10 protein-coding genes, 2 pseudogenes and 1 riboswitch are annotated in these 10,885 nt (G+C 64.5%); of the genes and pseudogenes, 10 read left to right on the top strand and 2 right to left on the bottom strand.

The window, feature by feature from the left end:
• The first annotated feature begins 1 nt into the window (after position 1).
• On the top strand, positions 2-733 hold the full coding sequence (locus ACFXS9_RS04210; protein ID WP_057846104.1) for a precorrin-2 C(20)-methyltransferase: 732 nt from the start codon (positions 2-4) through the stop codon (positions 731-733).
• Positions 730-1,464 (top strand): precorrin-3B C(17)-methyltransferase, encoded by a 735-nt coding sequence (gene cobJ / locus ACFXS9_RS04205; RefSeq protein WP_057846103.1) that lies wholly within the window; start codon positions 730-732, stop codon positions 1,462-1,464. The genes ACFXS9_RS04210 and cobJ overlap by 4 nt, the downstream gene beginning before the upstream one ends.
• Here cobJ and ACFXS9_RS04200 read toward each other — a convergent pair.
• Entirely contained in the window at positions 1,440-2,189 is a 750-nt protein-coding gene (locus ACFXS9_RS04200; protein WP_057846102.1) for a cobalt-precorrin-6A reductase, read from the bottom strand. The two genes, cobJ and ACFXS9_RS04200, sit on opposite strands and share 25 nt — an antisense overlap.
• Here ACFXS9_RS04200 and cbiE point away from each other — a divergent pair.
• The 8 genes and pseudogenes from cbiE to cobT all read left to right on the top strand — a co-directional run bounded on the left by cbiE (position 2,188) and on the right by cobT (position 9,440).
• Positions 2,188-3,368, top strand: a pseudogene (cbiE, locus tag ACFXS9_RS04195) (precorrin-6y C5,15-methyltransferase (decarboxylating) subunit CbiE). The gene ACFXS9_RS04200 and the pseudogene cbiE overlap by 2 nt on opposite strands.
• Positions 3,365-3,733 carry a cobalamin biosynthesis protein gene (locus ACFXS9_RS04190; RefSeq protein WP_392685387.1) on the top strand — a complete coding sequence of 123 codons (369 nt, stop codon included), beginning with the start codon at positions 3,365-3,367 and terminating at the stop codon, positions 3,731-3,733. The pseudogene cbiE and the gene ACFXS9_RS04190 overlap by 4 nt, the downstream one beginning before the upstream one ends.
• A complete protein-coding gene (gene cobM / locus ACFXS9_RS04185; RefSeq protein WP_057846099.1) occupies positions 3,730-4,512 on the top strand; it encodes a precorrin-4 C(11)-methyltransferase in 783 nt (260 codons plus the stop codon). Before ACFXS9_RS04190 ends, cobM begins: the two co-directional genes overlap by 4 nt.
• Positions 4,512-5,825 (top strand): cobyrinate a,c-diamide synthase, encoded by a 1,314-nt coding sequence (locus tag ACFXS9_RS04180; RefSeq protein ID WP_392685384.1) that lies wholly within the window; start codon positions 4,512-4,514, stop codon positions 5,823-5,825. Before cobM ends, ACFXS9_RS04180 begins: the two co-directional genes overlap by 1 nt.
• Complete coding sequence (gene cobA, locus ACFXS9_RS04175) at positions 5,822-6,544, top strand: uroporphyrinogen-III C-methyltransferase (protein ID WP_392685381.1); 723 nt, start codon at positions 5,822-5,824, stop codon at positions 6,542-6,544. Before ACFXS9_RS04180 ends, cobA begins: the two co-directional genes overlap by 4 nt.
• 51 nt (positions 6,545-6,595) lie before the next feature.
• Positions 6,596-6,821: riboswitch (cobalamin riboswitch) on the top strand.
• Between the two features lie 34 nt (positions 6,822-6,855).
• Positions 6,856-7,532, top strand: a pseudogene (locus ACFXS9_RS04170) (energy-coupling factor ABC transporter permease).
• A gap of 50 nt (positions 7,533-7,582) precedes the next feature.
• On the top strand, positions 7,583-8,332 hold the full coding sequence (gene cobF, locus ACFXS9_RS04165) for a precorrin-6A synthase (deacetylating) (protein WP_057846095.1): 750 nt from the start codon (positions 7,583-7,585) through the stop codon (positions 8,330-8,332).
• Between the two features lie 52 nt (positions 8,333-8,384).
• On the top strand, positions 8,385-9,440 hold the full coding sequence (gene cobT / locus ACFXS9_RS04160) for a nicotinate-nucleotide--dimethylbenzimidazole phosphoribosyltransferase (protein WP_057846094.1): 1,056 nt from the start codon (positions 8,385-8,387) through the stop codon (positions 9,438-9,440).
• Here the strand turns inward: cobT and ACFXS9_RS04155 are convergent.
• A complete protein-coding gene (locus ACFXS9_RS04155) occupies positions 9,435-10,010 on the bottom strand; it encodes a histidine phosphatase family protein (RefSeq protein WP_392685378.1) in 576 nt (191 codons plus the stop codon). The two genes, cobT and ACFXS9_RS04155, sit on opposite strands and share 6 nt — an antisense overlap.
• Positions 10,011-10,885: the final 875 nt, after the last annotated feature.

The raw sequence follows: 10,885 nt of genomic DNA, 5'->3' as shown, positions 1-10,885 counted from the left end.
CGTGGGTCGTATTATCTGCTGCGGCCTCGGGCCAGGCGATCCGGACTTGATGAGTGTGCGCGCTGATCGCGAGGTCCGCGCGGCGACGCATGTTGCCTATTTCCGGAAGAAAGGTCGCCCCGGCCAGGCCCGGCGCATCGTCGATGGGCTACTTGCCAAGGACATCTGCGAATACCCGATGGAATATCCGGTCACTACGGAGATCGCCTTTGACAGTCCGGAATATGTCCGCCTCCTCGCCGGCTTTTACGACGAGTGGGCAGAGCGTCTTGCGCGGCTCACTCGCGCGGTCGACGTTGTCGTGCTTTGCGAGGGCGATCCCTATTTCTATGGTTCCTTCATGCACCTGCACGCTCGCTTGCAGGGGCGAATAGAGATCGAGGTGGTCGCAGGCATTCCCGGAATGGCGGGCTGCTGGAATTCGGTTGGCCAGCCGATCGCCCTTGGCGACGACGTGATGACGGTGCTGATGGGAACGTTGCCGGAGCACGAACTCGAACGGCGCGTGCGCAATTCCGATGCGCTCGTGATCATGAAGACCGGGCGCAATCTCGGGAAGGTCCGTCGCGCGTTGGCGGTCGCCGGCCGGCTTGATGACGCATGGCTGATTGAGCGCGGCACCATGCCGGGCGAGCGCGTGGCGCGGCTGAGAGACGTCGACGAGGCAGATTGCCCCTATTTTGCGATCGTGCTGGTGCACGGGCGGGGGCGGCGCATGGAGTCCGCCGAATGACGGGCTCGCTGACCATCGCGGGACTTGGGCCGGGCGACGAAGCGCTGGTCACGCCGGAAGTCTCCGCCGCGCTCGCTGCCGCGACCGACATATTGGGCTATGCGCCCTATGTCGAGCGCGTGCCGGCCCGTGACGGGCTTACGATGCATCCATCCGACAATCGCATGGAGTTGCAGCGTGCGGCCGTCGCCCTGCGGCTGGCATCGGAAGGACGCCACGTCATTGTGGTCTCCTCCGGCGATCCCGGCGTGTTCGCGATGGCTTCAGCCGTGTTCGAAGCGCTTGAAGCATCGCCGCAATGGCAGGGGCTTCCCATCCGGGTCCTTCCTGGCGTGACGGCGATGCTGGCGGCCGCTGCCCGCGCCGGCGCGCCTCTCGGTCACGATTTTTGCGCCATGAACCTCTCCGACAATCTGAAGCCGTGGCCGACGATCGAGAAACGCCTGCGACTTGCCGCCGAAGCCGACTTCGCGATCGCGATGTACAATCCGCGTTCGGCGAGCCGGCCCGAGGGTTTTGGACGCGCGCTCGAGATTCTGCGTGAGGCAGGCTGCGGTGAACGCCTCGTGATCTTCGCGCACGCTGTCAGCACGCCCAAAGAGCGAATTCGAACGGTCACGCTGCACGAGGCGCGATCGGAGATGGCCGACATGCGAACCCTCGTCATCGTCGGTAATTCGGCGACCCGTCGCGTCGGTCGCTGGGTCTATGCTCCGAGGCATGCCCGATGACCGAGCCATTCCATGACCTCGGCCACGCTTTCCGCCCGCGGCCTGTCCGGCAGTTGCGGCCGCGAGAGCATGACAACTGGAAGGCCGAGTTCGCGCGCGGCGTCGATCTTGGCACGCGCGCCCGTTCCCCCGGAATTGCGGGCAACGATCCATTCGATGCCGCGCGAGCGCATCATCTCCAATTCGCCGGCGAGGGTGAATGGTCCGCGCGACACGATGACGTCGGCGTCTGGCAACGGCAGCGGTCCAGCGGGAGGATCGACAAACCTCAAAGTGTAGGCGTGCTGCGGCTTGGCGCCGAAGGGGGCGATATGCTGCCGGCCGATCGCAAGAAACACCTGCGCGTGCTCGTCTGGCAACACCGCGACAGCGGAGCTGATGTCCGCGACCTCGATCCAGCTTTCATCGTGCGCTTTCGCCCAGGGCGCGCGCTCGAGCGCGATCAGCTGGGCTCCACTCGTCGCACACGCCGCAACCGCGTTGCGGCTCATCTCGGCCGCGAAGGGATGGGTCGCGTCAATGACATGCGTAATTCGTTCTCGACGAAGGTATTCGGCAAGGCCGCTCGCGCCGCCGAAGCCGCCGATGCGGGTCGGCAGCGGCTGGTTTGCAGGGGCGCGGGTGCGTCCCCCGTAGGAATAGACCGCGTTGAGCCCCGCACGCGCCGCGGCGTCCGCGAGCACATTGGCATCGCTCGTTCCGCCCAGGATGAGGGCGCGCATCATGGGTAATCCCTGGCTGACAATTATCGGCATCGGCGAAGATGGCCTTGCAGGCCTCTCCGAAGCAAGTCGAAAAGCCCTTGCAGAAGCCGAAACGGTTTTTGGCGGCGAACGGCATCTCGCGCTGGCAGGCATTGCCGACCGCGGCCGTCCCTGGCCGGTGCCGTTCGATGCGGACTGCGTGCTGGCCTGCCGCGGCCGGCCGACGGCGGTGCTCGCCTCGGGCGATCCGTTCTGGCACGGCGTCGGCGCAAGTCTCGCGGAGAAATTGCTTGCCGGCGAATGGATCGTCCATTCCGCACCGTCAACATTCTCGCTGGCGGCAGCACGGCTTGGCTGGCGGCTGGAATCCGTGAGCTGTCTCGGCCTTCATGCTGCACCGTTTGAACGGCTGGTTCCGCATCTGGCGCGCCGCGCGCGCATCATTTGTCTGGTGCGCGACGGCAAGGCGGCCGGCGATCTGGCCGAATGGCTGACAGCGCGCGGCTGGGGGAGTCGCGGTTATGGACTCTCACCGCGGTTGGCGGCCCACGCGAGACCATCACGCAACATCGCGCTGACAGCTACGTCACCGACCATAGCGCCGGTCTGGCAGCCATTGCGTTGGAGGCCGGCGGATCGGACGGGCTGTCACGCAGTTCTGGCCTCCCGGATTCGCTGTTCGTGCATGACGGCCAGATTACCAAGCGTCCGATGCGCGCTCTTGCGCTTTCGGTGCTGGCACCCAAGCCCGGCGAGCGATTGTGGGACATCGGTGCGGGCTCCGGCTCGATCTCCGTGGAGTGGGCCTTGTGCGGAGGCGTGGCGACGGCCATCGAAGCACGAGGCGATCGCGCGGCGAATATCCGCAGCAATGCCGCCGCCTTCGGCTTGGCGCATCGGATCACCGTCATCGAGGGAACGGCCCCCGGCATTCTGTCGGGCATCGAGACACCACAGGCGGTGTTCGTCGGCGGAGGGCTTGATGCCGCGATGTTCGATGGCGTGTGGTCCCGCATGCAGGCGGGAACGCGGATCGTTGCGCACGCCGTCACGTTGGAGACGGAGGCGTTGCTGTCGGACCTGCAGCAGCGTTGCGGCGGCGAACTGATGCGGGTCGAAATCGCGCAGGCAGGTAGCCTCGGCCGCTACCGGTCCTGGGAGGCGGCGCGGCCGGTCGTGCAATGGAGTGCGGTGAAGTGAAGGTCGCGGGTCTGGGATTCAGGCGTGACGTGAATGTTGCTTCGCTGCGCGAAGCGCTTGTCGCCGCAGGTGGTCCCGACGGAATCGCGGCTGTCGCAACCGTCAGCGAGAAGGCAGAAGCGGCGGCGCTCAAATTGCTGGCGCGTGAGCTCAACGTGCCGATCAAGGCCGTGCCGGCCAAGGCCCTGGCTGGCATCATTACGCCGACACAGTCTGAATTCATCAAGGCGAAGCTCGGCGCGGGATCCGTCGCGGAAGCCGCCGCGCTTGTAGCGGCCGGCCGACATGCGCGCCTTATTTCGACACGGATGGTTTCGCACGATCGGACGGCCACCGCAGCGATCGCGGAAGGAGATGGCGAATGACGGTGCACTTCATTGGCGCAGGGCCGGGGGCCGCCGATCTGCTGACCTTGCGCGGCCGTGATCTGATTGCCGCCTGTCCGGTCTGCCTATATGCTGGCTCGCTCGTGCCCGAGGGCGTTCTTGCGCATTGCCAGCAAGGTGCGCGGATCGTCAATACCGCACGGCTATCGCTCGATGAGATCATCGCCGAGATCGTTGCCGCGCACGCGGAAGGCAAGGATGTCGCACGGCTTCATTCCGGCGACCTTTCGATCTGGTCGGCGATGGGCGAGCAATTGCGCCGCCTGCGTGCGCTTTACATTCCCTATACAATCACCCCCGGCGTGCCGGCCTTTTCCGCAGCGGCGGCGGCGCTCGAAGTCGAGCTCACGCTGCCGGGTCTTGCGCAGTCCGTGGTGCTGACGCGAACGCCGGGCAGGGCGAGCGCGATGCCTGAGGGCGAAAAACTCGCCGCCTTCGCCGCCACCGGTGCGGTGCTCGCCATCCATCTCTCGGTGCATATGCTCGCCAAGGTGGTCGCCGAACTCGCGCCTCATTATGGTCTGGACTGCCCGGTGGCGATCGTCTGGCGCGCGAGCTGGCCCGACCAGCGCATCATCCGCGCCACGCTCGGTACCTTGGACGCTGCGGTTGGTACCGAGCTCGAACGCACTGCCCTCATCCTGGTCGGCTGTACCTTGGGAACGGAGGAGTTTGGCGAAAGTCGTCTGTACGCCACCGATTATGACCGTCGCTACCGGCCTGTCGGCACGACGCCGCGTTTTCCGGAGGCGTCGTGATGGCGCGGAGCCTCGTCATCTCCGCGCCGGCATCCGGTGTCGGCAAGACGACGCTGACGCTGGCGCTGGCCCGCGCCTATCGCGATCGCGGGCTGAAGGTCCAGTGCTTCAAGAGCGGGCCGGACTACATCGATCCGGCCTTTCATACCGCCGCTACGGGACGCGCCTCCGTCAATATCGACAGCTGGGCCATGCGGCGTGAGGCGATCGAAGTGCTCGCCGCGCGCGGTGCGGATGCGGATCTCGTTCTGGCCGAAGGTTCGATGGGCCTGTTCGATGGCGTTGCCGCGCGGGGCGTCTCGGGCACCGGCGCCACCGCCGATATTGCCGAGATGATGGGCTGGCCGGTCCTGCTTGTGATCGATCCTTCCGGACAGGCGCAAACCGCTGCAGCGGTGGCTGCGGGACTGCGCGATTTCCGCGCGGGCGTGCGTCTTGCCGGCGTCGTTCTCAACCGCGTCGCCAGCACGCGGCACGAGGACCTGGTGCGCCGTGCCATGGCAGGCGCCGGCATTCTGGTGTTCGGGACGTTGCCCCGCCACGCCGCGATCACTTTGCCGAAGCGGCATCTTGGCCTGGTACAGGCTGAGGAGCAGGGCGAGGTCGACGGCCTGATCGCGGAAGCCGCCCGCTTCGTCGCTGAGCATGTCGATCTCGATGCAGTGCTGCAATCGGCGGCATGCGCCTGGACGGCGCCATGCGCCGCGTACGGCCCAAGCGTAAAGCCACCCGGGCAACGCATCGCTCTGGCGCGCGACGGCGCATTCTCGTTCGTCTATCCGCACATGCTGGAGGCCTGGCGTGCCGCCGGAGCCGAGATCACGACCTTCTCGCCGCTCGCCGACGAGGGTCCTGATGACAGTGCCGACGTCTGCTGGCTGCCCGGCGGCTATCCGGAATTGCACGCCGGCCAACTCGCGGCAAATCGCCGATGTCGCCGTGCGCTAAAATCCTTTGCCGAGACACGGCCGGTGCATGGCGAGTGTGGCGGCTACATGCTGCTTGGCACCGCTTTAACTGACGCCCACGGCACACACCATGAGATGACGGGACTGCTCGGCCTGCATACGAGTTTTGCCCAACGTCGCATGCATCTGGGCTATCGGCTTGCGGAACTTGCTCTGCCGATGCCCGGATATCAGGCCGGCGCGCTACTGCGCGGCCATGAATTCCATTACTCCACGATCGTCTCGCAGCCCGATACAGCTTTGGCTATCGTACGCGACGCGACTGGCGCGGTCGTTGCGGAGACGGGCTCGCGGCGCGGCTACGCCACCGGCACGTTCTTCCACCTCATTGCGGAGGACAGGTGAGCGGCTTTGTTTCCTTTGTCTCGGCCGGCCCAGGCGATCCCGAGCTCCTGACGCTCAAGGCGGCAGCGCGTCTGCGCGCCGCTGATGTCGTGCTGTATGACGACTTTGCCTCGGGCGCGATCCTCGATTACGCCCGAGCCGGGGCCAATCTGGTAGCGGTTGGCAAGCGTGTGGGCCGGCCCTCAGCCAAACAGGAGCACGTCAACCGGCTGCTCATCGACTACGCCGCCGCAGGCGCCCGCGTTGTTCGTTTGAAATCGGGAGACGCCGGCATCGTCGGCCGGCTTGAAGAAGAAATTGAGGCGCTGCAAACTGCGGGCATTGACTACGAGATCATTCCAGGCGTCACGTCGGCCTGCGTTGCGGCAGCGCGCGGCATTCCACTCACCCGCCGGCACACCTCGCGCCGCGTCCAGTTCGTGACCGGCCCAGATGTCACCGGGCGGTTGCCCGCGAATCTCAATTGGGCGGCACTGGCCGATCCGGAATCGACGACCGTGGTCTATATGGGCAAGCGCACATTCCCGGCGCTCGCGGCAAAGCTGATCGAGCACGGCATGGCTCCCGACACCCCGGCGCTATTTGCGGAGTCTCTGGGCCGCGCCCAGGAGCGGATTGTCCGCACCACGATTGCAAAGCTTGCAGAGCAGCTCGCGCAAGCCAGCGCCGCAACGGCGGCGGTCATTCTTTTCGGCGCGCTGGCGGGAGAGACTCTATGATGAGGCCGTCGCCCGATCTCGCGAGCCCCTTGACGTCTCCTCGTCGGAAGGAGCACACAGATCAGGCATGGTGCTCGAAGCGGCGCAAAGCGCCGGAGCATAATCGGGAACCGGGCAAGGGCGGACCTGAATGCGGCGCCCAAAGCCCCGGCCGCCCCCCCCCCGCGCCTGTAAGGCGGTGAGGGGCTCCAATCCGCCACTGGGCCGTCAGCTTGGGAATGCCGGGGCCCGTTTTGAACCGCGAGCCAGAAGACCGGCCCTGCAGTTTTTAACACCAGCGCCGTCGTGTGACGGCAGAAGGGACGTAAGTCATGCATATCGAACCAGGTATCGTTACGGGCGCCAAGCTCGTGCTGAGTTACGCGACCGGTGCCGTTGCCGCCGGCTGCGCTCTCAAGCTCACGGTCGAAACCGTGCGCGAGCAGGGTTTGTTTCATTCGCGGTGCGCACCGTCGCAACAACGGTCCTGGTCTTCTCTTTCTTCGAACTGCTGCCGCATTTCCGGATCGGGGTCTCGGAGGTGCATTTCATTCTCGGCTCGACGCTGTTTCTCCTGTTCGGCGCAGCGCCAGCCGCATTCGGGCTGGCGCTTGGTCTTCTGCTGCAGGGGCTGTTCTTCGTACCGACCGACTTGCCGCAATATGGTATCAACGTGACCACGCTGCTGGTGCCTTTGTTTGCGATCCAGGCGCTGGCCGGGTGGATCATTCCTCGCAGCACCGCCTATGTTGACCTGCAGTATCGCCAGGCGCTTGCGCTTTCGACCGCCTATCAATCCGGCATCGTGGCGTGGGTCGCCTTCTGGGCGCTGTATGGTGCGGGCTTTGCGGCCGAGAACCTCGCCTCCATCGCGTCTTTCGCCGCTTCCTACGCGCTCGTCGTAGTATTTGAGCCGCTGGCCGATCTGGCCGTGCTGGCACTGGCGAAATCACTGCGAGATGTGATGGCCGACGGTCTTGTTACCTATCGCCTTCACAACGCCGCCTGAAGATGGCGTAAGGGCGGTCGCAAGTCGCGGCCGCCCCCACTCATAACGTGATGCTGACACTCTCCCTGATAGGCATTGGCTGCGGCGATCCCGAGCAGCTCACGCTTGCTGCGATCCGCGCGATCAATGCGGCTGACCTGGTGCTGATTCCGCGCAAAGGTGCCGCGAAGTCCGATCTCGCCGACCTGCGCCGGCTGATTTGTGCGCAAGCCTTGACGAACAGCCGCACGCGCGTTGCTGAGTTCGACCTGCCCGTTCGCGGCACCGCGCAGGAGCACTACCGCAAGGGAGTGGAGGAATGGCACGACGCCGTCGCCGTGACCTGGTCCCGGGCAATTGCGGCGTATCTCGGTCATGACGGGCGCGTTGCCCTGCTGATCTGGGGCGATCCTTCGCTATACGACTCGAGCCTGCGGATCGCACGAAGGCTTGATCCGTTGCCAATGATCGAGGTCGTGCCAGGCGTCACGTCGATCCAGACGCTTTGCGCCGCGCATGCACTGCCGCTGAACGACATCGGGGAGCTCTTTCTCGTCACCACCGGACGGCGGCTGCGCGAGGTCGGTTGGCCGTCAGGCACCGACACCGTGGTCATCATGCTCGATGGCGTTGCCGCGTTCCAGTCGCTCGACCCGAACGGACTACATATCTGGTGGGGCGCCTATCTCGGGATGCCCGAGCAGATCACCATGTCAGGTGCGCTTGCAGAAGTGGGGCCAGGCATCGTCGCCGCACGACAGGAAGCACGCGCCAGGCACGGCTGGATCATGGATAGCTACATCCTCAAGCGCGTGTCGTAGCACTCGTGCGAAGGCCGCTGGCATCTTGAACCATCACCAAGGGCAGGACCACATGCTACCCGAGTGGGTCTACCAGGAGTGCCCGGGCGTTTCGACCGTCCATCGCGATGCCGCCCTGGCCCGTCAGGCCGAGCTCACCAAGCCGACCGGTGCGCTGGGTCGCCTCGAGCAGCTCGCGATCGAGCTCGCCGGTCTGCAACAAACCGACCGGCCTCGAGCCGAGCGCGTGCCGATCATCGTCTTTGCAGGGGATCACGGCATCGTCGCGCAGGGAGTATCGGCCTATCCTCAGGAAGTTACGAGCGCGATGATGTCGAATTTCGCGTCAGGCGGTGCAGCAATTTCGGTTCTCGCGCGCGAGCTGGGCTCAATTCTGGAGATCGTCGATGCCGGCACGCTCGCCGAACAGCCAATCCCGGGAGTCGCGACAGACAAGCCGCGCCGGGGCAGCCGGGATTTCAGCAAGGAAGCGGCGCTCGAGTTGGGGGAGGTCGCCTTCGCCTTCGACTGCGGCAAGCGCGCCGTCGCGCGGGCGGCCTCAGCAGAGCCAGATCTTCTGATCCTTGGTGACATGGGGATCGGCAACACCACGACTTCTGCGGCAGTCGCCGCCGCCCTGCTTGGCATGGGCGCCGAGCAGGTGGCCGGCAATGGCACCGGGATCGATGCAGACACCCGTGCGCGCAAGGCGCACCTGATTGATGCATCGCTGGCTCGTCATGACCTTACAAGACCAGGAACTTCTGCCGAGCGGATCCTGTGCGCGGTAGGCGGTCTCGAAACTGCTGCGATTACGGGCGCGATCATCGCCGCCACACAGCGTCGCCTCCCTATCATGATCGACGGTTTCATCGTGTCCGTCGCGGCATTGACGGCGGTGCATCTTAATCCGTCGTGTCGACCCTTTCTCTTATCCTCGCATCAATCGGCCGAGCAGGGGCACCGCCTGGTTCTTGAGGCCCTGAATGTGCAGCCGTTGTTCAATCTGGACCTCAGGTTAGGGGAGGGATCGGGCGCCGCGCTTGCATTGCCGATCCTGCGGCTTGCATGCGCTCTGCACAATGGCATGGCGACCTTCGCGCAAGCCAGCGTTCCGAATCGCTCATAACGCGACATTCTGATTGACCGACACAATCCGCCAATTGTTCCGTAGCCGATCAATTCGGGGGATCGACAGCGGATCGATAACAAAGCGCAACGCTGCTTGCGGTGCGATGTCGAGGGCTACGCAGAGCGCGGCGCGAATAGTGCCGGAATGCACGACGAGCGTTGCTGGACCAGCAGCTATTTTACGTAGTCCATCCCGAACCCTCGCAATTTGATCTTCGAAGCTCTCGCCGCCGGGTGGGCTTGAACGAGCGGGATCCTTCCAGAACTCGGCGTACCCTTCTTCTCCGAGAGCGGCGAGATCGTCGTGACGTCGGCCGGTCCAATCCCCGAAGTCCTGCTCCCGAAACTCAGGCACCAGGATTGGATCAAGCTCGAATGCGCGCGCGGTATCGAGAGTTCGTTGAGACGGACTCGCATAGCTTGCGGCGACCCGTGGCAAGCGCCTTCGCACGGCTTCCAAATGCGCCCGATCGCTGAGATCGGCCGGAGCGCCCGAAGGGGAGATCGTTCCTTCGATAGAATCGACGACCGCATGCCGGACCAACCAAAGAAAGGCTTCCCCTTCCATTCCCATATCTCCGAGATGCTTATCAATGCGAGAAACATCTTGAACATTCGCCCGCGGACGGTTTACCGCGACCAAGGACTGATATCACAGCCGGAGCAAAATGCGTATCTCAACACCTCCCGGCGCCGCCGCCGTGCAAGGAAGGCGCGTTGTTGCCTCGCGTCAGGCCGGGTTTTCATGACCGCGCTCGTGCCTTGTTAATGCGACGGCGATGGGCGCTCGCGCTGATTGCCATCGGCCCCTGTTCTGGAATCGACATCGGCCGGCCTGCGGATGCGTCGGGCATCGAGCTAACTGAGCTCCCGAACGTCTCGAACGGTCGCCGGGGGATCTCCTGCGCGTCGTCGCGGGCGGCAAGTTGTCCCGCGCAGAGACATGCTTTGCAAGCTTAACGGCTAAATCGCCGACAACCTATACCACTGGCTGATATGATCAGGCCAACAGCGAGAATAACCATAAGCTGGTGCGATGTGCAGCAGCATCGCTCCCCCTGGCTGACTTCCCGGTCGGCCGCCGAAAGGGGCAACTGAGCTCGTCGAGAGACGACCATCGTCATTCGATGCTCCGTGGTGTCGTGTTCGGCGTGTCCGGTTGAAGACGCATATGTCCGGAAACCGACGCCGAGGCGCAAGTATTCCGTCGCCGCGGCGCGAAGCACATGATTTTCACTCTTCAAGCAAGGCTCGCACAACGTGCTTGGTGGCACGTCGATTGCTTGGACAAGGTAAAGGATCCGCACGACCATGCCGCTCTCCCAGTCGTTGGCGCAGGAGCTAAATGAACTTTACTCGCTTGATCCAAATCAACACCAGAGACGCCGCACTGAGTGCCGTCAGGTTTCGCAACGCACGAAGAATATTCGCGTTGGCCGCGAC

This window comes from Bradyrhizobium sp. RDI18 (assembly GCF_043203335.1).
GTDB lineage: Bacteria > Pseudomonadota > Alphaproteobacteria > Rhizobiales > Xanthobacteraceae > Bradyrhizobium > Bradyrhizobium retamae.
The sequence above is the reverse complement of the archived record's forward strand: the minus strand, read 5'-3'. Positions and strand labels throughout refer to the sequence as shown.

Bases quoted from the DNA above. Each gene is read 5' to 3' on its own strand.
- cobJ (WP_057846103.1), top strand. From the start codon at position 730: ATGACGGGCTCGCTGACCATCGCGGGACTTGGGCCGGGCGACGAAGCG.
- ACFXS9_RS04200 (WP_057846102.1), bottom strand. From the start codon at position 2,189: ATGATGCGCGCCCTCATCCTGGGCGGAACGAGCGATGCCAATGTGCTC.
- cobM (WP_057846099.1), top strand. From the start codon at position 3,730: ATGACGGTGCACTTCATTGGCGCAGGGCCGGGGGCCGCCGATCTGCTG.
- ACFXS9_RS04180 (WP_392685384.1), top strand. From the start codon at position 4,512: ATGGCGCGGAGCCTCGTCATCTCCGCGCCGGCATCCGGTGTCGGCAAG.
- cobF (WP_057846095.1), top strand. From the start codon at position 7,583: ATGCTGACACTCTCCCTGATAGGCATTGGCTGCGGCGATCCCGAGCAG.
- cobT (WP_057846094.1), top strand. From the start codon at position 8,385: ATGCTACCCGAGTGGGTCTACCAGGAGTGCCCGGGCGTTTCGACCGTC.
- ACFXS9_RS04155 (WP_392685378.1), bottom strand. From the start codon at position 10,010: ATGGAAGGGGAAGCCTTTCTTTGGTTGGTCCGGCATGCGGTCGTCGAT.